The sequence below is a fragment of the Bacillus badius NBRC 15713 genome, from assembly GCF_001591605.1.
Taxonomy (GTDB): Bacteria; Bacillota; Bacilli; order Bacillales; family Domibacillaceae; genus Pseudobacillus; species Pseudobacillus badius.
The window spans coordinates 19,143-38,738 of record NZ_BCVF01000007.1; the positions used below are offsets into that span (position 1 = coordinate 19,143).

General features: G+C 44.0%; 17 protein-coding genes. 1 reads left to right on the plus strand and 16 read right to left on the minus strand.

What is annotated here, in order from left to right:
* The 4 genes from BBA02S_RS05340 to BBA02S_RS05355 are packed head-to-tail and all read right to left on the minus strand — an operon-like array spanning position 1 to position 3,881.
* Positions 1-1,452: an aldehyde dehydrogenase family protein gene (locus BBA02S_RS05340; protein ID WP_041094564.1), complete on the minus strand. Its 1,452-nt coding sequence runs from the start codon at positions 1,450-1,452 to the stop codon at positions 1-3.
* Positions 1,445-2,527 carry an aromatic ring-hydroxylating oxygenase subunit alpha gene (locus BBA02S_RS05345; protein WP_041113497.1) on the minus strand — a complete coding sequence of 361 codons (1,083 nt, stop codon included), beginning with the start codon at positions 2,525-2,527 and terminating at the stop codon, positions 1,445-1,447. Before BBA02S_RS05345 ends, BBA02S_RS05340 begins: the two co-directional genes overlap by 8 nt.
* 37 nt (positions 2,528-2,564) lie before the next feature.
* Positions 2,565-2,813 carry a ferredoxin gene (locus BBA02S_RS05350; RefSeq protein ID WP_041094568.1) on the minus strand — a complete coding sequence of 83 codons (249 nt, stop codon included), beginning with the start codon at positions 2,811-2,813 and terminating at the stop codon, positions 2,565-2,567.
* 51 nt (positions 2,814-2,864) lie between these two features.
* Positions 2,865-3,881 (minus strand): NAD(P)/FAD-dependent oxidoreductase, encoded by a 1,017-nt coding sequence (locus tag BBA02S_RS05355; protein WP_041094570.1) that lies wholly within the window; start codon positions 3,879-3,881, stop codon positions 2,865-2,867.
* A gap of 220 nt (positions 3,882-4,101) precedes the next feature.
* Here BBA02S_RS05355 and BBA02S_RS05360 point away from each other — a divergent pair, with 220 nt between their 5' ends.
* Entirely contained in the window at positions 4,102-5,490 is a 1,389-nt protein-coding gene (locus tag BBA02S_RS05360) for a sigma-54 interaction domain-containing protein (protein WP_041113496.1), read from the plus strand.
* Positions 5,491-5,527: 37 nt separating this feature from the next.
* Here BBA02S_RS05360 and BBA02S_RS05365 read toward each other — a convergent pair whose 3' ends face one another.
* The 12 genes from BBA02S_RS05365 to BBA02S_RS05420 form a co-directional block, all read right to left on the minus strand.
* A complete protein-coding gene (locus BBA02S_RS05365; RefSeq protein WP_041094574.1) occupies positions 5,528-6,340 on the minus strand; it encodes a YitT family protein in 813 nt (270 codons plus the stop codon).
* A gap of 250 nt (positions 6,341-6,590) precedes the next feature.
* Positions 6,591-7,034, minus strand: a complete 444-nt coding sequence (locus BBA02S_RS05370) for a MarR family winged helix-turn-helix transcriptional regulator (RefSeq protein ID WP_041113495.1) — start codon at positions 7,032-7,034, stop codon at positions 6,591-6,593.
* Between the two features lie 126 nt (positions 7,035-7,160).
* Positions 7,161-7,661: a flavin reductase family protein gene (locus tag BBA02S_RS05375; protein ID WP_041094578.1), complete on the minus strand. Its 501-nt coding sequence runs from the start codon at positions 7,659-7,661 to the stop codon at positions 7,161-7,163.
* A gap of 247 nt (positions 7,662-7,908) precedes the next feature.
* Entirely contained in the window at positions 7,909-8,520 is a 612-nt protein-coding gene (locus BBA02S_RS05380) for a DUF3267 domain-containing protein (protein WP_041113494.1), read from the minus strand.
* Positions 8,521-8,719: 199 nt separating this feature from the next.
* Entirely contained in the window at positions 8,720-10,312 is a 1,593-nt protein-coding gene (locus BBA02S_RS05385) for a long-chain-fatty-acid--CoA ligase (RefSeq protein WP_041113493.1), read from the minus strand.
* A gap of 308 nt (positions 10,313-10,620) precedes the next feature.
* On the minus strand, positions 10,621-11,658 hold the full coding sequence (locus BBA02S_RS05390) for an aromatic ring-hydroxylating oxygenase subunit alpha (protein WP_041094584.1): 1,038 nt from the start codon (positions 11,656-11,658) through the stop codon (positions 10,621-10,623).
* Between the two features lie 142 nt (positions 11,659-11,800).
* Positions 11,801-13,234 carry an amino acid permease gene (locus tag BBA02S_RS05395; protein ID WP_041094586.1) on the minus strand — a complete coding sequence of 478 codons (1,434 nt, stop codon included), beginning with the start codon at positions 13,232-13,234 and terminating at the stop codon, positions 11,801-11,803.
* 69 nt (positions 13,235-13,303) lie between these two features.
* Positions 13,304-14,482: a Glu/Leu/Phe/Val family dehydrogenase gene (locus BBA02S_RS05400; protein WP_041113492.1), complete on the minus strand. Its 1,179-nt coding sequence runs from the start codon at positions 14,480-14,482 to the stop codon at positions 13,304-13,306.
* A 258-nt stretch (positions 14,483-14,740) separates the two neighbouring features.
* Positions 14,741-15,742 carry a hydroxyacid dehydrogenase gene (locus BBA02S_RS05405; protein WP_041113491.1) on the minus strand — a complete coding sequence of 334 codons (1,002 nt, stop codon included), beginning with the start codon at positions 15,740-15,742 and terminating at the stop codon, positions 14,741-14,743.
* A gap of 184 nt (positions 15,743-15,926) precedes the next feature.
* Complete coding sequence (locus BBA02S_RS05410; protein WP_041113490.1) at positions 15,927-17,858, minus strand: sigma-54-dependent Fis family transcriptional regulator; 1,932 nt, start codon at positions 17,856-17,858, stop codon at positions 15,927-15,929.
* Positions 17,859-17,928: 70 nt separating this feature from the next.
* The gene (locus BBA02S_RS05415; RefSeq protein ID WP_041113489.1) at positions 17,929-19,125 is read right to left on the minus strand and encodes an MFS transporter; all 1,197 of its coding nucleotides are present in this window, start codon (positions 19,123-19,125) and stop codon (positions 17,929-17,931) included.
* A 157-nt stretch (positions 19,126-19,282) separates the two neighbouring features.
* Positions 19,283-19,576 carry an SAV0927 family protein gene (locus BBA02S_RS05420; RefSeq protein ID WP_041094596.1) on the minus strand — a complete coding sequence of 98 codons (294 nt, stop codon included), beginning with the start codon at positions 19,574-19,576 and terminating at the stop codon, positions 19,283-19,285.
* Between the last annotated feature and the right edge of the window lie 20 nt (positions 19,577-19,596).

Sequence of the window (19,596 nt, forward strand, 5' to 3'; positions counted from 1 at the left end):
TCAACTTTGATTCCAAACGACCAGCTTCATTTCAGTCATTTCTTCCACTGCATATTTAATGCCTTCGCGTCCTGTTCCGCTTTCCTTAACGCCTCCGTATGGCATTTGGTCAACGCGGTAGGTTGGGACATCATTGATGATGACACCGCCTACTTGCAGTTCTTGCGATGCGTATAAAGCAGTCTTAATATCATTTGTATAGATTCCTGCCTGCAGTCCATAGCGGGAATCATTCACCTGTTCAACCGCTTCTTCGATACTGTCTATTTGATTTACTACAACAACCGGGGCGAATGCCTCTTGACACGATACCTTTAACTTACGATCTGCACCCGTAATGATAGTTGGCTCCAAAATGCCGTTTTTCAGCTTGCCTCCCGTAATGATCTGGGCATCACTTGCTTTCGTTTCTTCCATCCATTCCAGTAAACGGTCAGCTTCCCCTTTAGCGATCAAAGCGGAAATATACGTTTCTGGATCAAGCGGGTCCCCTGCTTTAAGCTGTTTAGCCGCCTTGGTAAATTTCTCGACGAACTCCTCATATATTTCCCGGTGGGCATATACACGCTGAAGAGAAATGCAGACTTGGCCTTGGTTAGAAAAAGCCCCCATAATACAGCGATCAATGATTTCATCAATTTTCACGCTTTTATCAATAATCAGCGCCGAGTTAGAACCGAGCTCCAGCGTTGTCTTCTTCAGCCCGGCTTTCTTGCGGATGCTGATACCGACACTGGGGCTGCCCGTAAATGTAATCATGCTGACACGCTCATCTTCCACAATGGCATCGCCTACTGTCCCGCCGGGTCCTGTCACCACATTGAGCACGCCTGCCGGAAGCCCCGCTTCTGCAAAGATCTCGGCAATGAAAAGAGCAGACAAAGGTGTTTGTGAAGCAGGCTTTAATACAATTGTATTGCCTGCTGCGACAGCCGGACCGACTTTATGGGCCACCAGGTTAAGCGGAAAGTTGAACGGCGTAATCGCGCCGATAACACCGATCGGCTCTCTGACGGTATAACCGATCCGGCCAGCGCCTCCGGCAGCTGCGTCAAAAGGAATCGTTTCGCCATGAATTCTTTTCGCTTCTTCCGCCGAGAACTTATACGTCTCAATCGTTCTTGCTACTTCTGCCTGCGCAAACATAATAGGCTTGGCAGATTCTCGGGAAATGATTTCAGCAGCTTCATCCGCTCTTTCCTTTAACAAGGCCGCCACCCGTTCTAAAATTTCAGCCCGCTGATAGGCAGGCATTTTTCCAATCACTTTACACGCATGATAAGCAGCTGTGATAGCTTGCTTCGTCAGATGGCGGTCCGCCATGGCAATTTGAGCGATCTCTTCCCCGGAATAAGGAGAGTAAAGCGGTGCGTAGGCTGGCGCTTCTATTTTTGTACCATTGATGAAAAGAAATTGTTTGATGGACTTCGCTTGATTCGCTAATCTACTCATTGAGAGCCTCCAGCACCATTTCATGAAATTGAACAATTGCCTTTTCAGAAGAAGAATAAACCCCTTTTTTAAATGCGCGGGAACGGAAGCCAATTTGCTCCAACTCCACGAGTTCTACGTCCTCCTGGCGGACCTGCTCAGCAAAAGCGACCAAGTCTTTTTCCTCTTGGGTTAAATTCTCATCACGGAAATAATAAGTATAGACGGCTAGCGTGTTCTCATGATCGATTGGAAGCATTTGAATAGTAGCCATATTTCCTGGACCGGGATAAATCGTCACCATTAAATTCGGCCACAACCAGTAGAAAGACCCCCCTTGCATTTCTGCTTGATTTAAATCAACAGACCCGTAGTTTTTATCAGGCTTGACGATCGTTCCCTGAATGGAGTAGTTCTCACAAGTGATAATTTGATAATCATCCATATCCAAGGCGGCGACGAAGCTAGGGTGCGCCACATGGCAATGATCACATTCTAAATAATTATCAATAAATGCCTTCCAGTTCGCTTGAATGATTCTTGTTTTTTGATGGGTTCGCTTTAATTTGCCCAGAAACGGAAACTTGCTGAGCCTTTCAAAGAAATCCCCGTAAGACTCACTAAGCGGCTTTGCCTGGTCATCCAGATTCACAAAAATTAAAGATTCCAAGATTTCCATGCGAACCGGGCGCAAACAAGCATCTTGCACACAAGCCGCATCTTCCCCCCTAAAGTTTGGCGCTTTGTTTAATTTTCCGTCCAATTTAAAGGTCCAGCCATGATAGCCGCATTGAAGAATTTTCTTCTTGCCGGCCTCACTCTTTTCAAGTTTTGTCGCACGGTGCGGACAGACATTGTAAAAAGCGCGGATGACTTCATCCTGACCGCGGATAACGATAATAGGCTCTTTAGCTACTTCAGTTGTAAAGAAAGAGCCCGGTTTCTCCAATTGACTGACATGCCCCACAAGCTGCCAGGACTTTGAGAAAATCAAATCCATTTCCTTATCCAAGACTTTTGGGTCTGTATACAGATCGTAAGTCATCGTTCTTTCAAATGTCCGATTTGTCGCATTCTCTACTTTATTATAAGCCATTATTCATTCCCCTTTGCAAGTTTACTGATTTGCCGCTTTAACGGCCTAACGCTTCTTTTGGAGTAAAAGGCTGTTCTGCCACTTTAATGGAGTCTGTCGGACAGCCATCAAGCGCATCCTCTAAATCCATTTCTAATTCAGCCGGCACCTTTGCTGCTCCTTCGTTATCATCCAGACTAGCAAAAGCCAGCCCTTCAAAGTCATAATCAAACAGATCCGGCGCTGTTGCTCCGCAGGCACCGCAAGCAATGCAGGTTTCTTGATCTACAATTGTATATTTAGCCACCGCCTATCTCCTTTCTCTCCTCTTATTGCTAGTCTGCTTGACTTTCAGCTGTCAGACCGATGGAGCGCTTTTGCTTTTTTCTCCCATGACGCTTGTGCTATGAAGCGGCTGCACTTTCGCTTGCGGGTCAATATACACTTTGGCGTTGCTGACAGCGGTTGGCGCTTCCCCAAAGCCGCTCGCTATCAGTTTCACTTTTCCTTCATAAGTACAACTATCACCAGCCGCGTAAATTCCTTCAATGCTTGTTTCCATCCGGGAGTTCACCACAATGGAATGGCCATCGATTTCAAGCCCCCACTCTTTAATTGGACCGAGTGAAGAAACAAATCCATAGTTAACCAGTACATCATCAACCTCTAGTTCAAGCGGTTCGCCAGTCTTTGCTTCCTTCACAATGACTGCTTCAACTCTTTCTTCGCCTGCAAGCCCAGCCGGCACATAGGGAGTTAAAATACGCACGCTGGACTGTTTCAGCTGCTCGACACTGTGCTCATGGGCACGGAATGTATCCCGGCGATGAATCAGGGTCACTTTTTCAGCAACCGGTTCCAGCATTAAGGCCCAGTCAACCGCAGAGTCTCCACCGCCGAACACGACCACCTTCTTTCCTGTAAATTGACTTAAGTCGCGAACAAAATAGTGAAGATTCGTGTTTTCAAACTTTTCTTCTCCTTCTATCTTCAGCTTGCGCGGCTGAAAGGCTCCATTGCCAGCCGTAATAATCACCGCTTTAGCATAATGGGTTTTCTGGTTTGTTGTGATAGCCAGTACACCATCAGTTGTCCGTACAATGCTCTCTACGGACTCCCCAAGACACACCGCTGTTTCAAATTGGTTCATTTGCTCCGTTAATTGATCGACAAGCTCCTGAGCCCGCACCTTCGGAAAGCCGGCGATATCGTAAATATATTTTTCGGGATATAAAGCCGATAATTGGCCGCCAAGCTGCGGAAGACTTTCAATCACCTTTACCGATGCCTGGCGCATCCCTGCATAAAAAGCGGTAAACAATCCGACTGGTCCTCCGCCGATAATCGTAATATCAAATACTGTAGGCTGCTCCATCGCCATTCCCCCTCTGATATGAAATATGCCTCTTATCTTCAAACACGCTTAGGTTTGCTTATTCTGTATGCAATTAAGATGCCAAGGCAGAAAAATAGCGAAAATAATAAAAATATACCGAAAATTCTTTCTAATTATCCGTTAATTGAGTTATATTTAACTCAATATAGAGAGTGCATAGTCAAAAATGACTCACTTTTTTAAAAAAGGAGGAGCATATATGAAGCAGCCGAACGAAGAAAGCAGTGTAGAAATGACACTGCAAACGTTATTAAAAATTCTGGATCATTCTTCTGATGAAATCTTCGTTCTTGATGGCGAAAAAAGAATTCTTTATGTCAACCAAGCATGCGAACGCCATTACGGGTTAAAGCCGACAGATGTCATCGGCAAATATAATGTAGAATTATTTGAGAAAGGCTATTGGAAGCCTTCTATCGTTCCAGAGGTGTATAGGAGAAAAAAGCCTTGTTATCTAAAGCAACAAACGTACATTGGCGCGGAGCTGCTTACCTCTGCGGTTCCTCTTTTAAATGAAGCGGGAGATATTGAGCTTGTTGTGATTACATCGACCGAAGCGCAGACGTATAAAATGGTCAAAGCAAAAGAAGAGGCTAATGAGTCAAATACAACTCACCTTAAAGAAGAAGCTGAACGGATTGTAACGAACAGCGAAAAAATCAAACAAATTATCTCTTTCTGTGAAAAAGTGGCACCTACCGATTCGACCATTTTGATCGAGGGGGAGTCCGGCACAGGCAAAGGAGTGCTCGCTCATTTTGTTCATCAAATCAGCCGGCGGAAAAACGGGCCGTTTTTGACGATTAATTGCGCAGCTATCCCGGAAGAGCTGCTCGAATCAGAGCTGTTCGGCTACGCCAAGGGCGCATTTACCGGTGCAAGCAAATCTGGAAAACCCGGCTTAATTGAAGCAGCCGACAGCGGCACCGTCTTTCTCGATGAGATTGGGGAAATGCCTCTCTCTTTGCAGGCAAAGCTGCTGCAGGTCATTCAGGACAAACAATTTATCCCAGTTGGCGGCAGTGAAACAAAAAAAGTCAACATCCGGATTATTGCCGCCACAAACCAAAACCTAGTAAATATGGTCAAGGATAAAAAATTCCGAGAGGACTTGTTTTACCGGCTTAACGTGATTGACATCCAGCTTCCGCCGCTGCGGGAGCGAAGAGAAGATATCATTCCCTTAACCTATAATTTTTTAAATAAATTTAACGAAAAGTACCACACGAACAAAGTGATTTCTGAAGAATGCCTGAATATATTGATTCATTATGATTGGCCGGGCAACGTGCGGCAGCTGGAAAATTTACTTGAGCGACTGGTCGTGATTAGCGATTCGGTGATTCAAGCAACCGATCTGCCGGATATGATCACTGAAAATGCCGGTCCGATTACCAGACTCTCCCTGCCGCATACATTGGATCAAGCTTTAGAGGAAACAAAGCGCACCTTCATTAGAAGAGCCTATCAAACACATAAATCATCAAGAAAAGTAGCCGGGGATCTCGGAATCAGCCAAACAAAAGCTTCACGGCTCATTCGGCAGTATTGCGGGGATTTAATCGAACCAAGAAAAGTTGACCAATAAAAATAGGCCTTCTCCAAATGGAAAAGGCTTGCTTTTTTTAAGAGGCGCGGTGAAATGAACCGACGACTTCCACCGTTTGAGTGACATTCACAAATGCCTGAGGATCGACTTCATGAATCATTTTCTTTACATCCGTAAGCTGATAGCGGGTAATAACGGTAACAAGCACCGCACGTCCTTCACCTGTGTAGGCTCCTTCACCGTTCATTACCGTAATGCCCCGATACAAATTGGAGAGAAGCTTCTCCTTCACTTCTTCCCCTTTAGATGTAATGATCATGACAGTCAGTTTCACATGGTTGGTATGAATCATATCGATCACTTTCCCGGTCGCATAAATGGTGATCATTGTATTAAGAGCCGCATCCCAGCTGAAAATAAAACCGGAAGCAAGGACAACGACAGCATTCATGGCTGTTAAAATAGTACCAATTGGAAAATCCTTTTTCTTTGTCAACAGCATGGCAAGAATATCAAATCCGCCTGATGATCCGGAAGCGCGAAAAATCAAGCCAATGCCGGCTCCGGTTATCACCCCGCCGAATACAGCAGACAAGATCGGCTCTGTTGACACTTTAATAATCGGAATAGCATAGAGACTAAATGAAATGGCCAGCACCGACAAAATCGTATAACTGATAAAACGTTTCCCGAGCTTCATTAAGCCAATGACGAGCAGCGGCAAATTTAAAAGAAGGTTTACTACGCCCGTATTTAAAGGAGTGATCAGACCAAACATAATCGCTACCCCGCTCAATCCGCTGCTTAATATCTCATGCGGAATGAGAAAGAAATTATAAGCTACCCCTACTAAAAATGAACCGAACAAAATCAGTCCAACGTTTTTCATTTCATCTCTCCCTTCTCCTATCCACCCTTTAATTGTTCCTATTATAAGGGGGAAACGAGAGATTCAAGAGATGATAGTTTTTTCTGAAAATCCAGACTCATGAAATGGAGGGGAATTATTCCTGATGGGCGGCAAAGAGTGGTTTATAAGCGAATCTATGTGCTTTATGAGCGAAATGCGCCTATTTATGCGCGCAAAAGCCCCTTTTACGCGCGAAACGTGTGCATTTATGCACATTCTCCTTTTTTATTCACAGTCCTTTTGCATAAAAACCCAGCTTTTTCAGCTGTGTAATCATCAGTTCTTTCTCCTCCGCATCCAAGCCTCCGAATATTTCTTCTATTGCTGCTTTGTGATGGGGGAAGATGCTCGCCATCAGCTGCTTGCCTTCTGGAGTGATGACTGCATAGGTCACCCTGCGATCTTCCGGGCATGGCTTACGCGCCAGCAGCTGCTTCTTTTCTAATTTATCAACGACGTATGTAATGCTGCTGCTTGCGAGCAATATTTTTTCGCCGATTTTTTGTATAGGCTGATCTCCTTTATTAAACAATAACTCAAGCACCGCGAATTCCGTTGGATTTAATCCGTATTTCTTAATATCTTCTTCTACTCGTTTCGTGATCGTCTGCACTGCTCTAGAAAGCACAACGAATAGCTTTAAAGACAGATCTTGCTGATCAGCTGCTTCCATTCTTATCATTCCTTCCTATATAATATCTCGATTTCGAGATTTATTGTATAACTCCTCCCGCTAGTGTGTCAATTTGCTCTTCTCAAACAAACAGTCCGCTGCAGACAGGCAGCGGACAAAGCAGCATTATTCTGTATAAAATTCAGCAGGAATTGGACCAAAGCAGCGACGATGATACAGCATCGGATCTTTTTCTTTATCCAGGCGAATGTTGGTCACATTGCCGATCAAGACCGTATGATCACCTGCTTCAATCGCCTTAAATGTTTCACATTCGAATACGCCGAACGCCCCTTCAATGATTGGCAGCCCGTTTTCGGACATTTCCCATTTGCATTGACTGAAACGATCTACCCCTTTCGTTGCAAATGTTTGGCATAGCTCCTGCTGCTCTCCTGCAAGGACATGGATAGCAAACTTGCCGCCTTCCGTGAACGCTTTGATTGTTGATACTCTATGATCAATAGACCATAACACCATCAGCGGATCAAGTGACACAGAGGCAAAGGAATTGACTGTCAAACCAACCGGCGTTCCATCCTCCGTTACCCCGGTAACAACTGTCACACCCGTCGGATAGTTCCCCATGACTTCTTTAAATAGCGTTTGCTGTTCTGCTTTTTCCATTCTTCATCTCTCCCTTGTTATGTACTTACTCTCTACTGTATCAAAAAATGAACAAAAACTGGCAAAAAAAGCTCGCACTTGTCACTTTATTTTTAATATTCAATCTCTTTTGTCATCCAGAACGAAATCAATCGTTAAAGCTTATATAAAGAAGGTCATTGTCAGCAAAAGGTCTTTCCGACAAGGAAGCCGTCCTCCGCGGCAGCGGGAGGGGGCTGTCCATTCTTTTAAATGTCCCTGGATTTCTTCACCTTGTTTTCTTCCAATACGTGTTCGGCCCATCGCTTTTCAAAACAGCTGTTTTTGGCACCTGCTTGATGACAAGGAAAAAATTCAGCCAGTCCACTGATGAGCCCATAGCATTTAATAGGATGAAAAATTTTAATAAAGGCGTGAGCCATCCAAGCGCGCCCCCTAAGAGCGGAACAATGAATGAAATGACTAGGAAAGGCGCCATAGTAATAAGCAGATACCTTGACCTTGCAAGTTCTTCTTCAGTTATCACAAACCCGCCGGACCAGGTAAGTCCAATAGCTGTTTTGTCTGATCGAATAAAATGGGGAATGAACAGCAAATGAAGAAATTCATGAAGGAGCAACAGCAAAGCTATTTCAAAAACTGTGCTGAATTTAATCGTCATCGAGAATGAACCTGCCGTCAGGCCAAACTCGCTCAAGGAAACGGTTGAAAAGACATGCAGGCTGCCAATAGAGATGAGCACAGCCACGATCATAAAGGGAATAGACCATAAAATGGCACTCACCATCTGTTTAGGCTCCTTCAGCGGCACCCAGCCGTCCTCCATAAGCTTTCTATGTGCACTCGCATTCTTTTCAGGCAAGTTGTACAGTATTTTCACTTTATCCTCCTTTCCTGTTTCAGTGTCAAGGCTCCCAATATCCCGCAAGCGTCCACTCAGATTCTAACGCTTTCACGTCTGTTTAAAAACGATAAAATATTCTTCCATACTATAAAGCTACAATAACAGGAAAATTTTTACCATCAAAATAAAGAGAAAGGACCTGATCCAGCCCCTTTCTCTCTGTTTGCTCTTGCATTTAATTGACAAATCGTCCAGCTTTGCCTTCAGCATTCCAATACTCGTTTCGCAAATGAACCTTTTGAATTTTCCCTGAGGCCGTTTTGGGCAGTTCCTCCACAAACGTTACCCCTGTGATCGCTTTGAAATGAGCGAGACGGCTTCTTGAGAAATCGATTAATTCTTGCTCGCTTATATTGGAAGCAGGGCGTTTCACTACGAAAGCGTGCGGTGTTTCCCCCCACTTTTCATGGGGAACAGCTACAACAGCCGCTTCTAACACATCACTATGCTCATACAATACCCCTTCTACTTCAATTGAGGAAATATTTTCACCGCCGCTAATAATTACATCCTTCTTTCTGTCAACAATATCGACATTTCCATATTCATCAACAGTAGCCATGTCCCCTGTATGCAGCCAGCCATCCCGGATGGCTTCCATCGTTGCTTGTTCGTTTTTCCAATATCCTTTCATTACCCCATTGCTGCGAACGATTAATTCACCAATCGCCCGTCCATCATGAGGCACCTCCTTTCCCCATTCATCCACGACACGCACTTCATTGCCGATCATCGCAAACCCCGCTTTTGCTTTCATTCGATACCTTTCCTTTAAAGGCAATTCATCGCATTGCGGGCGAATAACCGAATATGTACTGAGCGGCGAAGATTCGGTCATGCCGTAAACCTGCAAGAACTCCCAGCCAAGCTCTTCCTCCACACGGGCAACAAAGGCTGGCGGCGGAGCTGATCCGGCAATCACAACGCGCAGTTTTTGAGGAATGTCAGGTTTATGCTGTTCATGATATTGCAGCAGGCTATTTAAGACAGTAGGAGCCATATGCATGACCGTCACGTTATGGGCAGCAACCGCTTCGAAAATCGTTTTTGGATCTGCTTTCTTTAAGCAAATATGCGTGGCTCCATTTGCCGTGTAATAAAAGGGCGCTCCCCAGCCATTGACATGAAACATTGGCAGCACATGCAAATAAACATCCCGGTCCGATACGCGAATGGCATGCATGGAAGACAGCGCATGCAAGTAATTATTGCGGTGTGTAAGCATGACTCCTTTTGGATTGCCTGTCGTTCCGCTTGTATATAAAAGGCTGGCGAGATCATCTTCTTCAACCTCCTCCCGCTCGAAAGCGATGTCAGAAAAATGAGCAAGCCACTGATCATAGCCAAGTTCCGGGCAGCTTTCTTTCTTGTCATGAACAATAATTTGTTCAACTGTTGTTAATTTGGCTTTTATCGGTTCAATAAGTGTGTACAGTTCATCATCCACAAACAAAATTTTTGACTCGCTATGGTTAAGAATAAATAAATAATCATCTGGCTTCAGGCGAATATTAAGCGGAACCATGACAGCTCCAAGCTGGAACACACCATAAAACCCTTCCAGCATTTCAAGGGAATTAGGAGCTAAATAAGCTACCTTGTCTCCTTTTTGAACCCCTTCTGCCCTTAAGCCGCGTGACAGCTGCTGCACTCTTGCAAATAATTCTTTATACGTAAGTGAGCCAGTCGGTGTAATTACCGCTGTTTTCTCTCCATAATAAGTGACAGCCCGATCAAGAAATTGCGTGACGACAAGTGGTACATTCATTTCTCTCATCCCCCGGTCCTTTTAATTTGTCCCCTCCCCTTTATCTTAATTGATTTTTCAGAAAATTTGAATGGATATCTTCCTTAATTTATGAAAATAAAAAATAACGCAGAAGATATACTGCGTTATCAAACTTTCTTATCCTTCTTTTTTGTTCCCCCATAACGAACGTACTGTGAAACAGCTGTCCTTTCGCCTAAGGCTTTCCTGTTGCTGACAGTGGTCGGTACTTCGACAAATCCAGTTGCATACATGTCCTCTATGTTCGTTTTCATCCTTGAGCTGACAACAATGCTGTGTTCCTAGGGCTATTCAGCTTTCAAAGCCTCTTCAACAAGTTCATGAAAATATTCTTCTGCGTTTTCGGTAGGGGAGAAAATCCCATTGGTAAACGCTCTTGAACTTAGCCCTTTCTGCAATTCTTCCACTAATTCAAAATCCTCCCGGCGGACTTGATCAACAAATTTAAAATACTCTTCTTTCTCTGGCGTAATCGTTTCTTCTAACGAGTAATCGCGATAAATGCCAAGTGAAGTGTTCTCATCCAATGGAATAACTTGAATCGTATTGACGTTGCCATCCCCCGGATAGACATTAATCATCATGTTTGGCCAAATCCAATAAAAGCGGGCAAGTTCGCTTTCATCGGTCCCTTTACTGGCTGCCATGTACTGATGAGTAAATTTCTCATGTATAGCAGTACAGAAATTGGATAGATCATAAGATTTAGCAAACCCTGGATGAGCAATCGCACAATGATCGCACTCCAAATAATTATCAACAACTGCCTTCCAGTTTGCTTTTACTACACGGCGCGTTTCCCTTACTAGCTTCACTGAATCAAAAAAGGAGTATTTCTCCATCTCTTCTAGAAACTCCTTATACTCTTCTGAAAGAGAGGACGCGTTTTTATCTAAATTCACGAAAACTAAAGAATGATGCACTTCCAGCCGAATAGATTTCATACAGCTATGCTGTCCAAGCTCAGTCGTTCTAAAGTTAGGCGCTCGATTGACGCTTCCATCCAACTTAAACGTCCAGCCATGGTATTTGCATTGCAGAACTTTTTTATTGCCGTGATCGCTTTGCTCCACCTTCATCCCGCGATGCGGACAAATGTTGTAAAAAGCTCCTAATTCTCCCTCTTTATCATGGGTCACAATGATCGGTTCTCCAGCAACATCCATCGTCAAAAAATCTCCTGGCTTTTTAAGCTGACTTAGATGCCCGATAAAGATCCAATTTCTCGCAAAAATCTTTTCTCTTTCTTCTATAAATACCGCCGGATCTACATAACGCGAATAAGGCTGCGTAGAATTAAATTGCAACTTTTCTGGTGCTGTCATAGCGAAAACCCCTCTCCTTTGCCTTTATATTTGGCCGACTACATCCGATCTAGATAAACCCGCTGGACGGCTCTTTCCACTGACCATTGATGTAATTTAAATAACGCATACTTTCTTCTCCTGCGTCCTGTTTTCTTTATTTCTATGGAACTAATTTATCCGACTGCTCCGCCACAGTCGTTAAAACGGGAGTCTCTACCTTTCGCCTTGTATATTTTAAATAATAAAAAAGATAACAAGCAGCAATGAAACCAAAGCCCCAATAGAGCGAAGTACGCTGCGTCGGATCATATGCCGTAAACACGAAAATGCCTATGCACATGATGAGACAAAGAATCGGCACGAATGGAAAAAAAGGAACCTTGAACTTCAAATCCGCTATCTTTCCCCCTTCTTTGACATATTGCTTGCGAAATCTATACTGGGCAAACGCAATCGCCATCCAAGTAAGTACTCCGCCCACTCCGCTAATCGCAAGCATGACCACAAATAATGTTTCTTCTGCCACCACACTAGTAAGCAGAGACAACAAGGCAAAAACGAGGGTGATTAACAAAGCATTCATAGGGACTCCACGCTTGTTAAGTTTTCCTAATGAGGCAGGGGCCATGCCTGTTTGTGAGAGTGAAAAGAGAATTCTCGTACAAGCAAATAACCCCGTATTCCCAACAGAGAGAACAGCCGTCAGGATGACAAAATTCATAATATCCGCTGCATACGGAATGCCAATCATTTCAAATACAGTGACAAATGGGCTTTCCAGTACCCCTGCTTCTTTCCATGGCACAATAGCCGATAAAACAAAGGTCGCCAAAATGTAAAAAAGCAGCACACGGATCACAATGCTTCGGATCGCTCTTGGAATGCTTTTTTCTGGATTTTCCGTTTCTCCCGCTGCTACCCCCATAATCTCAGAACCTTGAAAGGCGTATACAACAGTCATCATTGAAATAAAAATCCCTGTAAATCCTGTAGGAAATAAGCCATCACCGATAAAGTTAGAGAAATACGGGGCGGATTGCTCTTTCATGGGAAGAAGCCCAAACATTGCTGCTCCACCGATAATGATAAATAAAATAACGGTAAGCACCTTGATGCCTGCAAACCAATATTCCGTTTCTGCAAAGCTTCTTGTTGTCAACGCGTTTATTGCAAATAAGATCAAGGCAAAAACAGCACACCACACCCATACAGGCGTATCCGGAAACCATCTAGCCATGAGCAACCCGGCCGCTATAAATTCCAGACCTACATAAAGAGCCCAACTCATCCAGTAAGTCCAACCGATCACAAATCCTGTAGCCGGGCCGATAAATCTCGCTGCATGGGCTTGAAAAGAACCAGAAACTGGCATTACGACTGATAATTCCCCGAGACACATCATTACCAGATACATTAGTAATCCGCCGACTAAGTAAGCGAGAATGGCTCCCGCAGGACCGGCTTCCCCTATTGCATAACCTGAACCTAGAAAAAGCCCTGTTCCAATAATCCCACCAAGCGAAAGCATGAATAAATGCCGGCTCTTCATTGACCGCTGCAGTTCTCGCGGCTGGTTTTCTTGCCCTTTTTGCATGAAACTCCCTCCGTTTCTCACCGTTCGCTCATTTCGTTCGTAACATTTCAATTATTCTGATATTTAACTTTACTTTTGTGCAACTTCTGCCTCAGTTGGCTCTTTATACTCCAGTAAATCATTGATTGTAGGCTTAAAAATTTTATGAGCGATCTCTCTCTGGTACTTCTTTTGCTTTTTGGCTTCTACAAAGAGCCGGCGTGTATTTTTTCTGCACAGCTTTTCAATATCGTTTATTACAGCATCTGGAGTCGGCTTCACCAGTCCAAAGATCACGGCATCATAAAACCGGATAGCCCCTAGGTTAGCGACAAAGTCATTGACTACATCGATTCCTCTCCGTTTAATCATTTCATCTCCTTCAGCAGAAACGGGAATATTGGCAGCTTCCACAAGTAAACTTGCCTTTACCCTATCAGCATTAGACTTGTTAATAACATCCTCTAGCGCTGAAGGGATTAAAATATCACAATCCACATCAAGCCATTCCGTATTCGGTCTCACAGTATAGTGCGTTTCAAAGTGATTAGGGTCCATTTCTCCATAGACATTTTTATGGTCAATCAGTTTTTGTATGTCAAGCCCTTCGTCACATGTGACCAGCAAGTTTGCGTCAGAGATTCCAACAACTTTGTAGCCTAGCTGGGACAGCTTTAGGGCACAGCTTGCTCCTACACAGCCAAACCCTTGAATGACAACTCTCGCTCCCGGTCTTCCGTTTTTGAACCGCCACGCTTCGTCTGCTGAAAAAGCTACACCGTAACCTGTGACTGCATCATTTAACAACAGACCATCAATCCGCTTTGTCAGCAATTCATCGAAATCCTTCATTCCCTGCAGAACATCAGGGTTTTTCTTCATGGACTTTGTCAATGGTATATCTATGCCGAATTCATTAAATACTTTGAGAATATCTTCATATTTAGTGCCTAAATCACTGCCTAACGAAACGCCAATGTCAATATAAGGCATCATGGCGATTAAAAACCTTCTTAATACAGCATAAGCATCGGGTGCCTTATAATCATAGGCAATTCCCGCTTTGCATCCGCCGGTTGTTCCACATTCGCAGGCTACATATTTATAGGCCATTGCTTCAGCCAGTCGCTCCACTTCTTCTTTTGTCACTGTCGGGTGCATTCTTGTTCCGCCGCCAGTATAGCCTTTCACAAAATTATGAACAACAAGCCACCCTTTCGCATCTGTTTCAGTATCATTCCACTCTACGACTAGATAAGGCTTTAACATGAGTAAACCTCCTAAAAGTTTTTCTCTAAATGGCCAGTCTGGCCTTCGTGGCGTGGCGCGCCGAGATGAACTCACTATTGCGGAATGCTTATATAATGCGTCCCTGATCCCAAAATAACTTTCTCCTGGTACATAAAAAGCTTTTTCCGCTCTTTCTTTGACCATAACGTTCACAACAGCTTGATCTCCGCTAACCTTTATACATGCTCCTCCTATTTCTATCTCTAGTGCACTATGAAAATTAAACATTACTCCTTCTTACAGCCTCTTCATTAATTTGCCGGTCCCATTCATCTTCTCCCTGTTCTGCGGCTCATTCACAGCCCACTCAGGCCGCCTTCCCCTTAACACCTGATCCACTTGCATTGCTGCATGAATAGCCATACGGGCAGAAGCTTCTGTTGTCAAAGCTGCACTATGGGGGCTGACAATGACATTTTCTAGTTGAAAAAGAGGGTTATTCTCACTAGGAGGTTCCTCCTCAAACACATCAATTCCCGCTCCGGCAATTGCTCCTGTTTTCAACGCTTCGACTAAATCTTTTTCCTTCACAATCTCCCCTCTGGAAGCGTTAACAAAATAAGCAGAAGATTTCATCCAGGCAAACTCCCGGCTTCCTATTGCTCCTTTTGTTGCTTCTGTTAAAGGGAGGTGAAGACTGATCACATCAGAATGCCTGAATACCCGCTCGATATCAGCGGCAAATTCTATATCCCTATCCGGATTTGCAGTTAAATAAGGATCATATCCGATCACCCGCATCCCAAAACCTTTTCCCGCCTTTTGCGCCAACAGCCTCCCAATTCTGCCTAGACCGATAACACCTAACGTTTTTCCTTCCAGATCCATGCTTAAGAGCTGATGGCGGACTTCATAGTTTCCTTTCCTTAGTTCTTTATCAGCTGCCATCAATTGTTTAGATAGAGCTAAAATGAAGGCCATGACATGTTCAGCTACTGTATTCGCATTAGCCTCCGGAGTATTGGTGACATAAATGCCTCTTTCAGTGGCCGCTCTTACATTAATGTTATCCAAGCCTACCCCGTATTTGGCAATCACTTTCAATCTTCTGCCTGCTGCGATCACCTCTTTGCTGATAGCCGCCATGGATCTCGTCAGCAAAGCTTCACAGTCTCGTATTTCGTTCATTAAGGTTTTTTGCGATAAATCTGAACCTATTCTTAACTCGTATCCTCTCTCTAGTAAATAGTTCTTTCCTTCTGCCTCAATATCTTGCGGAATATATACCAGGCAGCTCATAACTTCCCCTCTTTCATTTCCAAATGACTATTCTTAGTGTGAACACTCTTTGTATATATCTGCAATAATTATGCCAATATTCAGAATATAATCTTTTTATTGGTATTGCTGTTTTCTCTCGACCCTTGCTGGCCCTATCTGTTAACAAAGTGTTTCCAATTGAAACATTTTGTTTCAAATTGTTTCATTCTATTTCAATGTTCCAGCGCTTCATTTTCCTCCACAATGTCGTGCGGCTCATCCCCAATTCAGCTGCCGCTTTTCCTTTATTGTAATGACAGCTTCTCAGCACCTGCACAACCTGTTCACGTTCAGAAATAGCCGACGCCTGTACCATTCCTGATAAGGGACTTTTTACTTGTATGTCCTCCTTTCCCTGAGTCTCCGGTAAATGCTTTTCAATATCGCATACATCAATGACCTTTCCTCTGCAAAGCACCGTTAATCGTTCGCAAAAATTTTGTAACTGGCGGACATTTCCTTCCCAGTTAGCCTCGCTTAGCTTCCGGCTCGCCGCCTCGGTCATCACCTTACCGCCAATCATTGGCAACATCTTTTGAATAAAAGCGTCTGCCAGCATGGGTATATCCTCTCTGCGTGCCCGAAGCGGCGGCAGTTTTAAATCCAATACACTCAAGCGATAGTAAAGATCTGCCCGAAACCCTCCTGATTTAACCATGTTTATAAGGTTTTTATTAGTAGCAGCTATAATTCGCACATCAACAGGAATAATTCTGTCATCCCCAATACGCATAATTTCTCTTTCCTGCAGTACACGGAGCAGCCGGCTTTGGAGCTTGGGTGAAACTTCCCCAATTTCATCTAGAAAAATAGTTCCTCTGTGAGCCAACTCAAAAAAACCTTGTTTCCCGCCTTTCATTGCCCCTGTAAAAGCTCCTTCCGCATAGCCAAATAACTCACTTTCCAATAAATCCTCCGGAAGGGCGGCACAGTTAATCGCTACAAACGGATTGCTCTTTCGCTTGCTGTGATTATGAATGCTCTGAGCAAAGATTTCCTTTCCCGTTCCTGTTTCTCCAATAATCAAAATATTGGAATCTACTTCACTGTAGCGTTTAGCCGTTTCAATTGTTTTTTCGATGGCTGTACTGCCGAACAGAATATCTGCAAATGTATATTTAGCTACATGCCCGCGGGAATAAATTTTTTTCCGGATCTTGCCTTCCATCTCTTGAATGCCGGTCACATCTTGAAACGCAACCATGTTTCCTACTTTATTTCCTTTCAAGAAAATCCCGACCTTCTTCACAGATAGCTGAACAGACTGGTAAGAAACGATCTCTTCCCGATACTCGCCTTCACTCAGCAATAAATCCCTGAACTTTCCTTTTTGTAATACCTCCGTGATGGAGCATCCTATTAAATTTTCTTCCGGGATCACCAGCATCTCTCGGGCTGCTTTGCTAAACACAGAGATTTTCCCTCTTAAATCAATCGCGATGATTCCTTCGTAGGCATGATTCAGAATGGTTTGGTAGCGCTGGGCTTTTTCCTGCTCTCTTAAACTTACAAGTGCCAGTCTCTTTGCCTCCATTAAAGCCTGCCGAAAAGATTCCTTTCCAGTTTCCACGATTGCGGTCCCTAGACCGAGTTTCTTCGCATATTCAGTCGTACTTAATCCGCTGACTACAATCTCACAGCCTTCACTGGCAGCTAAGTCAACCAAAGCCGCTGATTTCTCAATATCTTCGAGAATATAAGATTGAATGGGCAAATCGACAATATCAGCCAAGCTTTCTACACCATAGATCATATTAAGCGCCCCAATGACCGCGACTTTTCTTTTCCCAAAACGTTCTTTACAATCGGACAAACAGCGGATCAAATCAATTCCCTGCACTGGAATATCAACGATTGGCATAAATTCATTACGCTCTTTTAAAAGCTTCGTCATTAATCCCCTTGATATAATCACGTCAGCATCCATTTCTAGCTGGGGAATTTTATCGGCAGCGACTATGACTTCTTCTAATTCAATTTTCGGCATATGGTCGTTCTGATTCTCTCTCTCCTCAAGCTGTTCAAATTCTTCAAATCTTTTAAACGCATCTTTAATATATCCCTTGCGGGGGACTACTAACTTGATCTTAATCAAAATACTCACCTCGAAAAACAGTTCGCGCAGGCTTTATGCATCACCTGCGCGAACTTGTTTGTTTCTGTTGTTAAGTCGCTGCTTGCTTAGCGAGCGGAAATGTGGTCAAAAAACCAACGGCCAAGAAGGCAGACATGATTGTAAACGCAAATAGGTGGCTGCCTGTTTTCATGAATACAACGGCCATGACCGGGCCGAGAGTCGATCCGATAAATAGGAAAAAGGAATAAAGGGACATGGCTGATGATTTTTCATCTCCTCCAGACTGTCCGAGCAATGACACAAGGGCCGGAACGGTGACAGAAATTCCCGCTGTAAAAATCACACTCATTAACGTTATCAGGAGGATATTCTCAAAGATACCAATGCAAGAAAGACCCAGAGCCGCTAAAGCCAAACCTGTACGCATTAACGGCAGCACGCCAAAACGAGAAACGAGACGGCCGCCAAACGGTGCAAGCAGCATACCGAGAATTCCTGCTGATCTCACCAGCAAAATGTGCACGGCTTCGAGCGCATAGGTCTCTTGCAAATAGCTTTCAAGAATGGTATACATCCCGACAAAGCTTAATAACAGCAGCGCCGTAATAAAGTAACAAAACCGAAAGAAGCGCTGGGATAACACAACGGCAAATGCGCCAATGATCGACCTTCTGCCCTCGGACGCATAAGCTGAGTCTTGTGGAATAACAACATAAAATGCCAGTGCTGCAAAAGCGTATACCGGACCGAGTATGTAAAACACAAAATTCCAGCCGAAAAGAGCAGCGACCGTGCTGCTGTATACCTGGCCGATGATGCCTGCCATCAAGAAGCCCGCGCTGATAAAGCCGATGGCTGTCGCGCGCTTCCGCTGAGGATACAGCTCTGTAATAAATGTAAGGGCCGTCGGTGCAAATGAGGCGGCCACAAACCCTTGAAGCCCGCGAACGAGAAGAATGGCCTCGTAGCTCTTTAACAAGCCGATCACCGGTGAGACGATGATCAAAGAGATCATGCCTAATAAAATCATGCGCTTTCGTCCATAACGATCAGAAAGAGGCGCAAAGCATACTGTGCCAAACGCATAGCAAAAGGAACAGATACTTGATGCCAAGGCCGCTCGTTCCGCTGTAAGCTGAAAGTCTGCCGCGAATAATGGATGCAGCGGGATCGTCACGAATAAGGCTGAAACAATAAAGAGTCCGCTGCAGAAGAAGACTGCTGTCAGCAGCCCATACTTCCTTTCTGCTGTTACATGCTTTGATTCTGCTGCCAGTGATTCCATCAAACCCTCCTTTTATTCATAATATTTTCAATATTTTAACTTCTATTATAAAAGCCAAACCGCCCATCTGTCTAATACCAACTGTCAGGACGTCATGATTTTGCAAACAAAAAACCGGCTCTTTTGAACCGGTTTTTCGCTATAGATCAACAATCGGTCAGTAAGAAGCACCAACAGACGCCTGATTCCCCAAGATTGTATAAAAGAATGACTGGATTTCCTTGACATCCTCATCAGCAATTCCAAGTTTTCCAGCCCAATACTCTGTATCTTCAATGTCTTCCTGAGACATCACAACCATTCTTGCATTTAAAATGGAAAGAACAAGACTTTTTCCGCAAAATTGGCCCGTATGAATAATCGCCAGATTGTAAAGCTCATTATCGGTAAGAATGCATACATAACGACTGGATTGCAGCTCCGTTTCATCCATTAACAAAGTGACCTCCATATTATCATCCTTTCCTTCTT